The sequence below is a fragment of the Streptomyces sp. 7R007 genome (assembly GCF_054850255.1).
In genome coordinates, this window is sequence record NZ_JBTWMV010000026.1 from 74,367 (window position 1) to 88,902 (window position 14,536).

At 71.8% G+C, this 14,536-nt stretch carries 14 protein-coding genes and 1 pseudogene; 6 read left to right on the top strand and 9 right to left on the bottom strand.

The window, feature by feature from the left end; genetic code table 11:
* Positions 1 to 2 precede the first annotated feature (2 nt).
* From ACYF6T_RS29240 to ACYF6T_RS29250, 3 genes are all read left to right on the top strand, one after another.
* Positions 3 to 959, top strand: a complete 957-nt coding sequence (locus tag ACYF6T_RS29240) for a fumarylacetoacetate hydrolase family protein (protein ID WP_461700170.1) — start codon at positions 3 to 5, stop codon at positions 957 to 959.
* A 151-nt stretch (positions 960 to 1,110) separates the two neighbouring features.
* Positions 1,111 to 2,094 carry a LysR family transcriptional regulator gene (locus tag ACYF6T_RS29245; RefSeq protein ID WP_461700172.1) on the top strand — a complete coding sequence of 328 codons (984 nt, stop codon included), beginning with the start codon at positions 1,111 to 1,113 and terminating at the stop codon, positions 2,092 to 2,094.
* Between the two features lie 38 nt (positions 2,095 to 2,132).
* A complete protein-coding gene (locus tag ACYF6T_RS29250; RefSeq protein WP_461700173.1) occupies positions 2,133 to 2,903 on the top strand; it encodes an SDR family NAD(P)-dependent oxidoreductase in 771 nt (256 codons plus the stop codon).
* On the opposite strand, the gene ACYF6T_RS29255 is transcribed toward ACYF6T_RS29250, so the two are convergent.
* From ACYF6T_RS29255 to ACYF6T_RS29290, 8 genes are all read right to left on the bottom strand, one after another.
* On the bottom strand, positions 2,878 to 4,311 hold the full coding sequence (locus ACYF6T_RS29255) for an MFS transporter (RefSeq protein ID WP_461700175.1): 1,434 nt from the start codon (positions 4,309 to 4,311) through the stop codon (positions 2,878 to 2,880). The two genes, ACYF6T_RS29250 and ACYF6T_RS29255, sit on opposite strands and share 26 nt — an antisense overlap.
* A gap of 147 nt (positions 4,312 to 4,458) precedes the next feature.
* Positions 4,459 to 5,703: an RNA polymerase sigma factor gene (locus tag ACYF6T_RS29260; protein WP_461700176.1), complete on the bottom strand. Its 1,245-nt coding sequence runs from the start codon at positions 5,701 to 5,703 to the stop codon at positions 4,459 to 4,461.
* Positions 5,700 to 6,038, bottom strand: a complete 339-nt coding sequence (locus ACYF6T_RS29265) for a YciI family protein (RefSeq protein WP_461700178.1) — start codon at positions 6,036 to 6,038, stop codon at positions 5,700 to 5,702. Before ACYF6T_RS29265 ends, ACYF6T_RS29260 begins: the two co-directional genes overlap by 4 nt.
* Complete coding sequence (locus ACYF6T_RS29270) at positions 6,038 to 6,727, bottom strand: YciI family protein (protein WP_461700180.1); 690 nt, start codon at positions 6,725 to 6,727, stop codon at positions 6,038 to 6,040. The genes ACYF6T_RS29265 and ACYF6T_RS29270 overlap by 1 nt, the downstream gene beginning before the upstream one ends.
* Before the next feature lie 122 nt (positions 6,728 to 6,849).
* Positions 6,850 to 8,382, bottom strand: a complete 1,533-nt coding sequence (locus tag ACYF6T_RS29275) for an MFS transporter (RefSeq protein ID WP_461700182.1) — start codon at positions 8,380 to 8,382, stop codon at positions 6,850 to 6,852.
* 11 nt (positions 8,383 to 8,393) lie between these two features.
* The gene (locus ACYF6T_RS29280; protein WP_461700183.1) at positions 8,394 to 8,807 is read right to left on the bottom strand and encodes a VOC family protein; all 414 of its coding nucleotides are present in this window, start codon (positions 8,805 to 8,807) and stop codon (positions 8,394 to 8,396) included.
* Between the two features lie 6 nt (positions 8,808 to 8,813).
* On the bottom strand, positions 8,814 to 9,584 hold the full coding sequence (locus tag ACYF6T_RS29285) for an SDR family NAD(P)-dependent oxidoreductase (RefSeq protein ID WP_461700184.1): 771 nt from the start codon (positions 9,582 to 9,584) through the stop codon (positions 8,814 to 8,816).
* A gap of 130 nt (positions 9,585 to 9,714) precedes the next feature.
* Positions 9,715 to 10,635, bottom strand: a complete 921-nt coding sequence (locus tag ACYF6T_RS29290) for a zinc-binding dehydrogenase (protein WP_461700186.1) — start codon at positions 10,633 to 10,635, stop codon at positions 9,715 to 9,717.
* Positions 10,636 to 11,071: 436 nt separating this feature from the next.
* On the opposite strand from ACYF6T_RS29290, the gene rho reads away from it, so the two are divergent.
* Complete coding sequence (gene rho, locus ACYF6T_RS29295; RefSeq protein WP_461700187.1) at positions 11,072 to 12,232, top strand: transcription termination factor Rho; 1,161 nt, start codon at positions 11,072 to 11,074, stop codon at positions 12,230 to 12,232.
* A 286-nt stretch (positions 12,233 to 12,518) separates the two neighbouring features.
* A complete protein-coding gene (locus ACYF6T_RS29300; RefSeq protein ID WP_461700189.1) occupies positions 12,519 to 13,211 on the top strand; it encodes a DUF6082 family protein in 693 nt (230 codons plus the stop codon).
* Here ACYF6T_RS29300 and ACYF6T_RS29305 read toward each other — a convergent pair.
* Positions 13,191 to 13,430, bottom strand: coding sequence for a hypothetical protein (locus tag ACYF6T_RS29305; RefSeq protein WP_207930022.1), 240 nt, complete (start codon positions 13,428 to 13,430; stop codon positions 13,191 to 13,193). The genes ACYF6T_RS29300 and ACYF6T_RS29305 overlap by 21 nt on opposite strands.
* A gap of 197 nt (positions 13,431 to 13,627) precedes the next feature.
* Here ACYF6T_RS29305 and ACYF6T_RS29310 point away from each other — a divergent pair.
* A pseudogene (locus ACYF6T_RS29310) lies at positions 13,628 to 14,458 on the top strand (D-alanyl-D-alanine carboxypeptidase family protein); the annotation flags it as partial.
* Positions 14,459 to 14,536: the final 78 nt, after the last annotated feature.

Consider the following 14,536-nt stretch of genomic DNA (forward strand, 5'->3'; position numbering starts at 1 on the left):
CCATGCGTTTCGCGACATACGAGTACCAGGGCGTGGAGCGCGCCGGGGTGGTGCGGGACGGGGTGATCCACCCGCTGCCCGAGGGCGTCACCGTCCTGACACTGCTGGAGCAGCAGGTGCTCATCGCCGCCGGCGTCGAAGCGGTGCGGGAACGCAGCGAGTTGACGGTGGATCAGGTGCGGCTGCTGCCGCCGCTCAAGCCGCCCTCGATCCGGGACTTCGTCGGTTTCGAGGCGCACATCGAGGGCGTGTCGAAGTCGCTGGACGGGCTGGAGCACGTGCCGGAGGAGTGGTACCGGGCGCCCAACTTCTACTTCACCAACCCGCACGCGGCCTGCGGCGCCCACGACGACATGCCCGTCCCGGCGGGCTGCTCGGTGCTCGACTTCGAGCTGGAGGTGGGCGCGGTCATCGGGCGCGCCGGCCGCGACCTCACCCCCGAGCAGGCGCGCGAGCACATCGTCGGCTACCTGGTCTTCAACGACTGGTCGGCGCGCGATCTGCAGAAACCGGAGAAGAACCTGGGGCTCGGCTTCTCCAAGGGCAAGGACTTCGCCAACACCCTCGGCCCCTACCTGGTCACCGCCGACGAGGTGGAGGACCGGCGGGACGCGGACGGCTTCCTCGACCTGGAGATGACGGTCACCCTCAACGGGGAGCTGATCGGCCGCGACACGCTCGCCAACTGCTCGTGGACCTTCGAGGAGATGGTCGCCTACGCCGCCCGCGACACCTGGGTGCGCCCCGGGGACGTCCTCGGCTCGGGCACCTGCGGCTGGGGGGCGCTGGCGGAGTTCTGGGGCCGGCTCGGCGAGCGGACCCCGCCGCCGCTGACGCCGGGCGACGAGGTGACCCTCACCGTGGAGCGGCTCGGCACCGTCTCCAACCGGGTCGTGGCGGGACGCACCGACGCCTACCTGCCGCGGGCCCGCAAACGGGGGCGCACCCCGCGGCCGTAACCTCACACGGCGCTGACCTGCGCACATCCAGGGATCCGATAGCTGCTATCGGATCCCTGTGAGTTGTATCCGGGCCTCTTCCTCGGCGGCGGGCCCGTGGTTACCCTCCGAATTCACCGAGCTTCAACGACGCGGCCGGAAGGAAACACCCATGGGTCTCGGAGCCATCGACCTGAATCTTCTGGTGGCGTTGGAGGCGCTTCTGGAGGAGAAGAACGTCACCCACGCCGGGGTCCGTCTGTCCACCAGCCAGTCCGCGATGAGCGGCTCCCTGGCCCGGCTGCGCCGCCACTTCAACGACGAGCTGCTGATCCGGGTGGGCCGGGAGTACGAGCTGACGCCGCTGGCCGAGCGGCTGCTGCCGGTCGTGCAGGCCTCGCTGCACAAGGCGGAGGAGGCCCTCTCCCTGACCCGGCACTTCGACCCCTCGCGCAGCCGGCAGCGCTTCTCGGTCGTGATGTCGGACTATGTGATGACCATGCTGGTGGAGCCGCTGCTGCGGATCATCGCCGAGGAGGCGCCCGGCGTCCGCATCGACTTCCACCCGATCGTCGGCGGACAGCTGGAGAACGAGACCCACCTGCGCTGCCACGACCTGATGGTCGTCCCGCTCGGCTACCAGCTGCCGGGCGTCAGCGAGGCCGTCATGCATGACCGGTTCGTCTGCATCGTCGACCCGCGCAACCCCTGGCTGCGCGACGGCCGGCTCACGCTGCAGGACCTGGCGGAGATGCCGCACGCCACCTGCGCCCTCGGCAAGAGCCACACGCCCGCCGAGCGCCAGCTGGAGACCCTGGGCATCACACCGAAGGTGCAGGTCAGCACACCCGGCTTCAGCGTGCTGCCGTTCCTGGTCAGCGGCACCGAACTGGTCGCGCTGGTGCCGGAGCGGCTGGCCCTGCGCTACGAGTCGTTCGCGGGCTGTGCCGTCGTACCGACACCGTTCCCGGACGTGCCGCTCGTGGAGGCCATGTACTGGCACCACAACCGCCACTCCGACCCCGCGCACCGGTGGCTGCGCGAGACCGTGCGCCAGGTCGGCGCCTCGCTGGAGAAGCCGTCGCGCGCGCAGATCGCCCCGGTGGATGACAGGCATGAAGAAGAACCGTTTCCGGAGCTGAGCGCGGCTTCCTAGCGTGGACGGGAGGAATCCCGCACCCCACTGGAGGAACCGTGAGCCGTACGCGTCTGGCGGGCCGTACCGTCGTCGTCACCGGAGCCGCGCAGGGCCAGGGAGCCGCCGAGGCCGAGGCGGCCGCCCGCGAGGGCGCGACGGTGATCGCGACCGACGTCCTGGACGAGGCAGGCGAGAAGCTCGCCGCGTCCCTGCGTGCCGACGGCCTGGAGGTGGCCTTCCGGCACCTGGACGTGACGTCACCGCAGGACTGGGCCGCGCTCGCGGCCGGCCTGGACGTGGTGCACGGCCTCGTCAACAACGCCGGCATCCCGATGCGGGCCCGCCTCGGAGAGGTCGAACTCGCCGACTTCAACCGGGCGTTCGCCGTCAACACCACGGGCGCCCTGCTCGGCATCCAGGCCCTGGCGCCTTTGATGCCGGCGGGCTCCTCCATCGTCAACGTCGGGTCGGTCGCGGGCCTGACCGCCCATCACGCGGTGGCCTACACGACCAGCAAGTGGGCGCTGCGCGGGCTGTCGAAGGTGGCGGCACTGGAGCTGGCGCCGCGCGGCATCCGCACCAACGTCGTCCACCCCGGGTACATCGAGACCCCGCTGATGGCCTCCGCCAACCCCGTGTTCGTGAAGGCGCACGTGGCGATGACACCCCAGGGGCGCGCGGGCACCGTCGACGAGGTGGCCCCGCTGGTCGTCTACCTGCTGTCGGACGAGGCGTCGTACGTCAACGGCGCGGAGATCACGGTCGACGGCGGGTACGCGGCACACGGCGGGGTCAAGGCCATCACGAACGCGCTCGACGGGCCGTGACCAGCGCGTCCGGCTCCGGCCGCGGAGCCGGACGCCCGCGCAGCACGACCAGGGCGCAGACCACCCCGGCGAGGGCCAGGACGACGCAGGCCGTGAACGCGGCCCGGTAGCCCGCCGTCAGTGCGGCGAGCCGGTCCGGGCCGCTCGTGTACGACACGGCGACCGAGGTGGCGACGGCCACCCCGAAGGCCCCGCCGATCTGGAACGCCGCCGTGTTGATGCCGGACGCCACCCCCGACTCCCGCTCCCCCACCCCGGTCAGGGCGGCGATGGCCCCGGCGACCGCGCAGGCGCCGAGCCCGGGTCCGAAGACCAGCAGCCCCGGCAGCAGGTCGCGGACGAACCCGCCGTCCGCCGGCACCCCGGCCAGCAGCACGCTCCCCGCACCGACCAGCAGCAGCCCGCCGACCCCGACCGCCCGCGCGCCCATCCGGCCGACCAGGGCCTGACCGCCGTAGGAGCCGATGACGGCGCCGACCGGCATCACGACGTTGCACAGACCGAACGTCAGCGGCGAGTAGCCGAGCACCCCCTGCCCGTACTGGGAGAGCGTGTACGACATCCCGAACGCGCAGGCGCCGAGCAGGAAGACGACCAGGTTGGCGCCGCCGACGGAACGGGAGCGCAGCAGCGCCGGCGGCACCAGGGGGTGCGCGGAGCGGGCCTCGACGCGGATGAAGAGCGCGGCGAGCGCCGCGGCGGCCATCAGCAGGGCGAGGGTCCGGGCCGACAGCCAGCCGGCCCGGGGGGCCTCGACGACGGCGTACACACAGGCCAGCAGCGCGGCGGTGGCGGTGAGTGCGCCGGCCGGGTCGTAGGAGCGGGCCCGGGCCGCGGTACGGCTCTCGCGCAGCAGCACCGGCGTCAGGGCCAGCAGGAGCACGGCCACGGGGACGTTCAGGAAGAAGACCCACCGCCAGCCGAGGCTGCCGGTGAGCGGCCCACCGATCAGCAGGGCGGTGGTGGCGCCGAAGCCGCCGCTGCCCGACCAGACGGCGAGGGCCCGGTTGCGTTCGTGGCCCTCCTCGAAGGTGTTCACCAGCAGGGACAGCGCGCTGGGCGCCATGACGGCGGCCGACACCCCCTGCACGGCACGCGCCGCGATGAGCACACCGGCCGTCCAGGCGAGCCCGCACAGCAGCGACGACAGCCCGAACAGCAGCACACCGGTCAGGAACACGCGGCGGCGGCCCAGCAGGTCGGCGATCCTGCCGCCGAGGAGCAGCAGACCGCCGAAGGACAGCAGGTAGGCGCTCATCACCCACTGCGCGCCGTCCGCCGACAGGCCGAGCGAGGCGGTGAGGGACGGCAGGGCGAGGAGCACGATCTGCGCGTCCAGGATCACCATGAACCCGGCGAGGCACAGCAGCGCGAGGGCGTACCGGCGGCGGGTGTGGTCGGTGAGCACGGTCAGCCTCCCAGGCGCAGGCCCGCCAGCCAGACGGCGGGGGTGTCGGTGTCGTGCAGAAGCGTGCTGAGGATGCGGCGGAGCGTGCTGGTCATCGGAGCCTCCCGGAGGGTCGAGGTGGTGTCTCACCCCACCGACGAACGCGCCCTACGCCGATCGACACTCGGCGAGCCGCTTTCGCAGGAACTTCCGCTCGGCGTCGTTCTCGACCAGCTCCAGCGCCCGCTCGTAGGCCTCGGCGGCCTCTCGCACACGGCCGCCGCGGCGCAGCAGGTCGGCGCGCGTGGCGGGCAGGAGGTGGTAGCCGGCCAGGTCGCCCTCCCGCTCCAGCTCCGCGACCAGGGCCAGTCCCGCCTCCGGCCCGTCCGCCATGCCGACGGCCACCGCGCGGTTGAGGCGGACCACGGCGGAGGGCACGAAGCGGACCAGTTCGCCGTAGAGGCCGGCGATGTCGGCCCAGTCGGTGTCCTGCGCGGTGGGGGCGGTGGTGTGACAGGCGGCGATGGCGGCCTGGATCTGGTACGGCCCCGGGCGGCCCCGGCGCAGCGCGGTCTCCAGCAGCGCCGTGCCCTCGTCGATCCCGGCCCGGTCCCACGCCGTGCGGTCCTGCTCCTCCAGCGTCACCAGGTCGCCGGCCGCGTCCACGCGGGTGGCGCGGCGGGCGTCGTGCAGCAGCAGGAGGGCGAGCAGGCCGAGCACCTCGGGCTCGTCGGGCATGAGGCGGGCCAGCACCCGGGTCAGGCGGATCGCCTCCGCGCACAGGCCGACGCGGACGAGATCGGCGCCCGCGGTGGCGGCGTACCCCTCGTTGAAGAGCAGGTAGAGCACGCCGAGCACACCGGTCGTGCGCTCGGGCAGCAGGTGCGCGGGCGGCACCCGGTAGGGGATGCCGGCGTTGCGGATCTTCCGTTTGGCACGCACCAGGCGCTGCGCCATGGTCGCCTCGGGGACCAGGAACGCGCGGGCGATCTCCGGTGTGGTCAGCCCGGCGAGGGTGCGCAGGGTCAGCGCCACCCGGGCCTCGACGGGCAGCGCGGGATGGCAGCAGGTGAAGACGAGCCGCAGCCGGTCGTCCCCCACCCCGCTGTCGTCGTCGTAAGGCTCCTCGGGGACCGAGAGCATCGCCGCCTCCCGTAGTTTCGCCGCCCCGACCGCCTCCCGGCGCAGCACGTCGAGGGCGCGGTTGCGGGCGGTCGTGGTCAGCCAGGCGCCGGGGCGGCGCGGCACTCCGTCGCGCCGCCACCGGTCGAGGGCCTGGGCGAAGGCGTCCTGCGCGCACTCCTCGGCGAGGTCCCAGTCGCCGGTCACCCTGATCAGGGTGGCGACGACCTGGCCCCACTCCTCGCGGAACGCGGCGGCGACCGCCTCCTCGATCCCGTCCGTGGCACTCACTCCCAGACCGGCCGTACCTCGACCGAGCCGCCGTCGCGGGCGGCCGGGTGCCGGGCGGCCAGGGCGATGGCCTCGTCGAGGTCGGGGACGTCGATGAAGTCGAGGCCGGCGATGTACTCCTTGGTCTCGGCGAACGGCCCGTCGCTGAGCAGCACTTCGTCACCGCGCACGCGTACGGTCGTGGCGTCGGCTGCCGGACGCAGCCGGGCGCCGCCGGTGACCCGGCCCGCCCCCGCGTGTGCCCGGTAGCCGTCGAACCGGGGGTCGCCGGCGTGCTGCGCGGGGCTCTCCTCCGGACCGCCGACCGGGGAGCAGAAGAGCAGGACGTACTTCATCACGCCTCCCGCGCGGGCGAGGCGTGCTCGTGGGTGATCTGCCACCGCAGACCGGCGTCGCGGTAGCCGGTGGTCACGCGCAGCAGGTGCTCGGTGCCGGCGGCGCGCGTCCGCACCAGGGCGTGCGCGAAGCCGACGCTCTCGTCCGCGTGCACGCGCAGGTCCAGGACCTCGCGGGTGACGGGGCCGGCCGCGAACAGGTCCTGCAGCGCCTTGCCGTGGGCATCGCGGCCGTGCCGGCCGGGGTGGACGATCTCGGCGTCGGAGGCGTAGCAGGCCAGGGCGCGGTCGAGGTCCCGCTCGCCGACGGCCGCGGTCAGCTCCGCGTCGAGGGCGCGGATGGCCTTCTCGGGGTCCTCCTGCTCCCACATCGGCCAGAAGGGCCGCACCTCCATGGCGCCGATGCCGGCCACGGGGTGCTTCGCGGCGGCCTCGACCGCCTCTTCCAGGCTGTCGCACTCCAGCACGTCGAATCCGGCGACGTACTCCTTCGTCTCGGCGAACGGGCCGTCGGTGCGCAGCACCTCGCCGTCGCGCACGCGCACGGTGACGGCCTCGGCGGGCAGCGCCAGCCGGTGGCCGTGCAGGCGCACCCGGCGCTCGCCGAGCTCGTGCACCCAGGGCTCGACGGGTGCCATGCCCGAGGCGTCGGCGGTGTCGTCGCCGCAGACGAGCAGCATGTACTTCATGGGTCCTCCCGGTCCTCAAGTCGTTCCTACACCCCACCGACGAACGGGGCCGGGCGGAATCGACATCCGGGTACGCCGACGGGCCGGGACGTCTCGCCCCGGCCCGTCGACTGCGGTGTGCGCTACGCCGACGCCGTCTGCACCGTCGGCTCTCCCGCGCCCACCGCGGCTCGCGCGGTGTTCTTGCGCACCAGCAGCAGCGTGACCAGCGCGCCCAGCAGCGAGGCGCAGCCGCAGATCACCACGCCGACCGCCATGCCGTGCCCGAGCGCGCTCTGCGCGGCGGCCCGGGCGCCGTCGCTGCCCGCGTTGACCACGGCCAGCGGTCCGGCGGCCGCCTCCATGCCCGCGTCCGCGCCGCTGAGCTTGCCGACCAGGACGGAGGAGGCGGCGCTCATCGCGACCGTGCTGATGACCGCCGGGCCGAGGGCCTGGCCGAACTCGCGCACCAGGCTGGTGGCGCCGCTGGCCATGCCGGTCATGCTGAGCGGTACGGCGTTCACCGCGGCGGAGGTCAGCGAGGAGACCACGCAGATGAAGCCGATGCCGAGGAGCAGGACCGGGCCGATGAAGGCGGCCAGGGACGTGGTGGTGACGGGCAGCGCGGCGATCCAGAACTGGCCCGCGGCCATCGGCAGCAGCCCGCCCATCAGCAGCCAGCGCGGCTCGACCCGGGTGAGCATCTTGCTCAGCACGGGCGCCAGCAGCAGCGGGATCGCCTGCAGGATCACGAACGGCATGCCGGCCCGGAGCGCGCTCAGGTGCATCACGGCGCCGAGCCGGATGGAGACGCAGTACGCGGTGCCGATGAAGCCGAACATGCCGGCCAGCGCGACGACGGCCGCGGCGGCGAAGGACGGGATCCGCAGCAGGTCCAGGTTGAACATCGGGGACGCCGACCGCTTCTCGGCGACGACGAAGCCGACCAGGGCGACGAGGGCCAGGGTGAGCGTGCCGACGATCGCCGGGCTGCTCCAGCCGCGGTCGCCGCCCTCGATGACGCCCCACAGCAGCGCGGTCAGGCCGATGGCGATGGTGATCTGGCCCGGCCAGTCCAGGGTGCGGCCCTCGGGTGCCTTGGAGTCGGTGACCAGGAACAGGCAGCCGACCCCGACGACCAGCCCGAGGACGACCGGCGGCACGAACACCCAGCGGAAGTCGGCGACCGTGGCGAGGATGCCGGAGGACAGCGGACCGATCGCCGAGGCGAGGGAGATGCTCAGCGCCCAGGTCGAGACCGCTTTCGCGCGGTCCTTCTCCTCGGGCGTGGCGGCCGCGATCACCACGAGGGAGCTGGGGAAGAGCGCGGCGGCGCCGACGCCGGCGAGGGCCTGGCCGATCCAGAGCATGGTGATGTTCTGCGAGGTGGCGTTGAGGAGTTCGCCGAGCGCCAGGATGAACCCGCCGAGCACCAGCAGCCGCTTGCGGCCGAACAGGTCGCCCACCACACCGAAATTCAGCTCGAGAATGGCGGTGGGCAGAATGAACGCGGAAGTGACCCAGGCGACCTGCGAGCCCGACGCACCGAATGCGGCCTGAATGTTTCCGTTGATCGGTGAAGGCACCGTAATGCACAGCTGTGCTGCCGCCACGGCCAGACAGCAGGCTATGAGCGTCCCTTTGTCGAGTCTTTTCAGGGAGATCGATTCCGTCATCGTGCGTGCCCTCACTCTGCGTTCTTCTCTATGAGTTCGATGAGATTTCCCTCGGGGTCGGTGACCCAGGCCATGCGGATGCCGGGCTCGGGAGAGGGTCCCGGCGGCACGGCCTCGCCCGCTCCGTGGGCCACCAGGGCCGTGTAGAGGGGGTCGAGTTCGGGGGTGGTGACCGCGAAGTGCCCGTATCCCTCGGTGAGGGCGGCGGTCAGCGGGTCCGGCGCTTTCGAGCCGGGGGCGGAGCCGGGTCTGGCGAGCAGTTCCACGCGCCAGCCGTGCGGATGTTCGAGGACGACACCGCGCAGGCCGGGCCCTTCGAGGTGGAACTCGAAGACCGTCGTCAGTCCGAACGCCTTCGTGTACCAGGCGGTCAGGGCGTCCAGGTCGCGTACGTTGACGCCCACGTGGTCGAGTCGGATGGTCACGGGCGCTCAGCCCGCCATGGCGCTGTCGCCGCCGTCGACCATGAGGTTGGCGCCGTTGACGAAGGCGGCCTCGTCGGAGCAGAGGAAGGCCGCGACGCGCGCGATGTCCTCGGGCTGCCCGACCCGGCCGACCGGGATCCGCGCCTCCAGGTGGGCCTTGGGTCCCTCGGGGTCGTCCAGGAAGGGCGCGGTGGCCGCGGTGCGGGTCATGCCGGGCGCGATGGTGTTGACGCGGATGTGGTGCGGGGCGCCGGCCGCGCACAGGTGCTTGCTCATCGCCAGCACCCCGCCCTTGGCGGCGCCGTGCGGCACCATCGGCAGGAAGGGCGCGCCGCGTACGGCGGCCACGGAGGCGACGTTCAGGACGGCGCCGCCGCCGCGCGCGATCAGGTGCGGCCAGGCCGCCTGCGTGCAGAAGTACGGGATGTCCAGCTCGTTCTTGATGGTGAAGTACCAGTCGTCGGCCGGCATCGTCTCGAACGGGCCGTTGCGCAGCGCCGAGGCGTTGTTGTACAGGATGTCGATCCCGCCGAATGCCTCGACGCCGGCCTCGATCCACTCCCGCGCCCCGGCCTGCGTGGACAGGTCCACGGGGGCCAGGGACCGCATGACGCCGCCGGCCTTCTCGACGAGTTCCACGGTTTCGGCGGCGGTTTCCTCGTCGATGTCACAGCCGAATACGGTGGCGCCTTCCGCGGCGAATACAAGTGCCGCGGCCCGGCCTATTCCGGCCCCCGTTCCACTGATGAAAGCGATTTTCCCGGCCAGTCGACCCATGATTGCCCAAGTCCCTTGTTCCCGTGCCGCCGGAGTGCGGTGGTGGCAGCGTAGGTAGGGCCTGGGGCCGGAACAAGAAATCGGTCAGCGAAAGGGCATCGGGCGTTCGTATGGCTGGTATGCGGCGGGCTCAGTCCACGTCGAGGACGGCCTTGCCGCGCAGGCTCCGGTCCGCGAGCGCCTGCACCGCGTCGCCGATCTTGTCCCACGGTCCGCGCCAGCCCACCGGGACCCTCAGCTTCCCGGCGGCGACCAGGCCGAGCAGCCGTCCCAACTGCGCCTGCCGGTCCGTGAGTCCGCCGCCGTTGTAGACGGACACGATCGCCTTGGGCTCCCTGCTGCCCAGGGTCGACCCGACCGGCAGCGCGGCCTCACGCCCGGCCGCCCAGCCGACGCTCTGCAGACTGCCGCCGGGCGCCAGCAGGCCGTAGGCGGCGACGAACTGCTCCCCGCCCACGGTGTCGATCACCACGTCGACGGGTTCCGTCGCCCGGTCCACCGCGCCCACCGCCTCGTCGGCGCCGAGCTCCGCGACCCACCGCCGTCCGTCCTCGGACCCGGCCACCCCGATGACGTACGCCCCGCCGAGCGCCGCGAGCTGCACCGCGAACCCGCCCACGCCACCGGACGCGCCGGTCACCAGCACCCGGCGCCCGAGCAGCGGCCCGGCCTGTTCCAGGGCGCGCAGCGCGGTGCCCGCCGCGACCGGCAGGGTGGCCGCCTCACCGAGGTCGATGCCGTCCGGCACGACGGCCACGTCGACGGCGTCCATGGCCCGCAGCGCGCCGAAACCGCCGCCCTCGGCGAAGCCGACGACGCGTGTGCCCACGGCGGGCCCGCCGCCGTCGGCCGCGGCGCGCACCACGACGCCGGCCGCGTCGAACCCGATCACCTCACCGGGCGCCGCCTGCTGCGCGAACCACAGTTCGGCCGCGTTCAGCGAGGTGTGCCGGACCTCCACCAGGACCTGGCCGGGGCCGGGCCGGGGATCCGGGGCCTCGCCCAGCCGCAGCCGTCCGCTCACTTCGGGATCCACGATCAACGCACGCATGGGACTGTCCCCTCCGGTCGTCTGGTCGTCCTGCTGTCGACCCATCGCCCCCGCAACCGTGATCCATCCGGAGTTCTTCCTTCCTCCGTCGAACAAGGGCGGCTGGCATGTGGGCCAGGGGTGGCTGGAATAAGGGCGGCCGCCTCCGCGTTGACGCTGGCGGAACGGATTCCTGGCCACGCGCCGAGACGCCGTGGTACCGTCCAGTCAGCACCTGTGTACGCCCCGTCGGGGCGCCGGTGCGGATTCTCCTCACTCCGCCGGTCGACGGACCGGCTTCCTCGCACCACTCGTGCGCAAGCGCTTCTCGCCGCACTGCCGGTGCTGTTCCCGCCGCCCGAAGGCGCTGTGTCCGCCTTCGTCTCTCGCGGCTCACCCCTTCCTCTTCGTCCGCATGTCCCATGCCGGCCAACCGTCCTCGAAAGGACCCCCCACCATGACCACCACTCTCGAACACCCCCCTGCCACACAAGAAACCACCACCCAGGTCGCCTCCGGTGTCCTCGACATCGACGCGGGCGGGAAGGGGCACCTGCGCGCCGAGAGCCTGCAGTCCTCTCCCTCCGACCTGTCCGTCCCGCCCGCGCTGATCCGCCGTCACGGCCTGCGCAAGGGCGACCACGTCGAAGGCGTCCGCGGCACCCAGCGCGCCCTGACCGATGTCGTACGGGTCAACGGGCGCACGCCCGACGCCCTGCGCGGCCGGCGCCACTTCCGTGACCTGACCCCGCTGCACCCGCGGGAGCGGATCCGCCTCGAACACCCGGCGGCCGGCCTGACCGGTCGCGTCACCGACCTCCTCGCGCCCGTCGGCAAGGGCCAGCGCGGGCTGATCGTCGCCCCGCCCAAGACCGGCAAGACGGTACTCCTGCAGCAGATCGCGGCCGCCGTCGCGGGCAACCACCCCGAGTGCCGGCTGATGGTCGTGCTGCTCGACGAACGTCCCGAGGAGGTCACCGAGATGCGGCGCTCCGTGCGCGGCGAGGTGTACGCGTCCACCTTCGACCGGGCGCCCAAGCAGCACATCGCGCTGGCCGAGCTCGTGATCGAGCGGGCGAAGCGGCTCGTGGAGGCGGGCGAGGACGTCGTGATCCTCCTCGACTCGCTGACCCGGCTGTGCCGGGCGCACAACAACGCAGCCGCGGCCGGGGGCCGTACGCTCAGCGGCGGTGTCGACGCGACGGCGCTGATCGGACCGAAGCGGTTCTTCGGCGCCGCGCGCCTGGCCGAGGAGGGCGGCTCGCTGACGATCCTCGCCACGGCGCTGGTGGAGACCGGCTCGCGGGCGGACGACTACTTCTTCGAGGAGCTCAAGAGCACCGGGAACATGGAGCTCCGCCTCAGCCGGGAGCTGGCCTCCCGCCGGATCTTCCCGGCGGTCGACATCAACCCCTCCGGCACGCGCCGCGAGGAACTCCTCCTCTCCCAGCCGGAGTTGACAGCCGTCCGCGGCCTGCGCCGGGTCCTGCAGAACAGGGACGGCCAGACCAGCACGGAAACCCTCCTGGACCGCCTGCGCCAGACCCCGGACAACGCCACGTTCCTCCACCGCATCCAGCCGACGCTGCCGATGGTGCCGGGCGGGCAGGAGCGGTGACCGGAGCCCGGGCCTCCGCGGACATTCGGATCCGGCCCCTCCGCAAATTCACCTCAAAGGGGTAGGCGGGACTGGTGTCATCGCAAGTCGCCTCACCCCTGCACCCCCGTACCAGTGGATCATGTGTGCGCCCCCGTGTGCTTCCAGTGCCCCCGTTCGACCACCGTTTCGGGGAATTCCATTCTGGAGATAATCCCCACGGGGACGGCGTGACCTCCTCGCAAGCGCTGAGGCGCCTTCCCGCCGCGGAGTAATGATTCACTTCGTTGTCCGGTGGGGAGGCACGATGGTGAATGGACCACGCCTGCGACATGCCTTCATCGCCATAGCGGTGGCCCTGGCTTCCTGCTTGGGTGCGGTGGCGCTGACCATGCTTCTGGTTCGCATACCGGGGTTGCAGACCAGCGGCAGCGGAAACGCCGGCCAGGCGTTCGGCGCGGCGGCCGCTTTCGCCTCGTTCTTCGTTCTCTTTTACGCCGTGCGGACGTTCCGCCAACAGACCGAGGAATTTCACATGCGGCGGACGGAAATGTCCGACCAGCAGGAATTCATGCGCAACCAGCGCGCAGACGCCAGAGAAGCGCACGACAGGACGCACCACAGCTCAGCGGAGGCAACGCTCCGCGGACAGCACATCGCCCTCATGACCATGGCCATCGATAATCCCGCGCTGGCGGAGGTCTGGCCCAGTTACGGCCCGGGGATCTCCGACGAACGCAGGGCCCAGTACCTGTACGCGAACCTGATCATCAGCTGGCAGTATCTGGCGCACACCCTCAAATCCATCACGGACGATGAGGTGCTGGAAGTGATGCGTTATCTCTTCAGCAGCCCCATCATCCATGAATTCTGGTGCCAAACGAGGTCCGCGCGAAGTCAGATCACTCCCTACGGCGGGACCCTCCCCAAGTTCTACGAACTCGCGGACCTTGCCTTCGATCGACGCATCAGGCTTGACTCAGACCTGCCAGCCGGCTGAGTTGAGCACGGCACGCGGGACAATGACGAGACGCTCCCCCGGCCCGACACCCGCGCCGGCCGGAAGCTCCTGTCGAAGGTCATCGGTCACGTCCTGGCCGATGAAGGCAACGTCTCCCGTGGAAAGCGAGAAAACACCAGGGCAATTGGCATTCGCGTTGCACTGGTATCCCGAACCCGCTTCCGAGTCCATGCGTCGCGTGATGTGCACGTCGTTCAAGGTGGGCCCTTCTCACACCATGAGCCCCGCCGTTACGGCGGGGCTCATCCAACAATGAGCGGAGCATAGCCCCCACAGGACGCACGCGTGCCGATTCGCGTCAAGTCCTCAAGTCCCTTACGGCATACGGGTGTACGGAGGCGCCAACCCGGCCCTGATGCACCCCGGGGCAAACCTGTCGATTCTACGTTGATCGTATGATCATCGGTTTCTCTTCGCGGGTTGGTTTCTCGGTCTGTGGTCTGTGGGCCGCAGGCGTCCTCGTCGTCACGCCCGCCGCGGCCGCCGCCGCAGGGACCGAGCCCACGCCCGGTGGGCCGCGGGTGGCGGTGGCGGGGTCGGCGCTGTTGTACCGGGAGGGCACGCAGGTGCGGCCCCATCGCGGGGCTCCCGGCCTTCCGGACGTCTCCGCGCTGTCCTGGCTGGTCGCCGACGCCCGTACCGGCGCCGTACTCGCCGCGCACGACGCGCACCGCAAGCTGCCGCCCGCCAGCACCCTCAAGACCCTGTTCGCGCTCACCGTGCTGCCCGCCCTGCCGGCCGGCGTCCGGCACCGGGTGAGTGAGAAGGAGCTCGCGGGGATCGGCGCGGGCAGCAGTCTGGTCGGCGTCGCCGAGGGGCACGCATACACCGTCGCGGACCTGTGGCGCGGCGTGTTCCTGAACTCCGGCAACGACGCCGTCCACGTCCTCGCCGCGCTCAACGGCGGCTGGCACACCACTGCCGCCCGCATGCAGGCCAAGGCCCGGGCCCTCGGCGCCCTCGACACGCAGGTGCGGTCGCCGGATGGTTACGACACGCCGGGTCAGGTGTCGTCGGCGTACGACCTCGCCGTGTTCGGCCGGACCGGGCTGCGCAACGCGGACTTCGCGCGGTACTGCGGCACGGCCCACGCACGCTTCCCGGGCGATGGCGGAGGGTCGTACGAGATCGAGAACACCAACCGGCTGCTGACCGGCGAGGACGGTGTGGAGCGGTACCCGGGGGTCGTCGGTGTCAAGAACGGATACACCACCAACGCCGGCAACACGCTTGTCGCCGCCGCCCGGCGAGGGGGCCGCACGTTGGTCGTGACGGTGATGAATCCGCAGGAAGGGGGCGGGTTC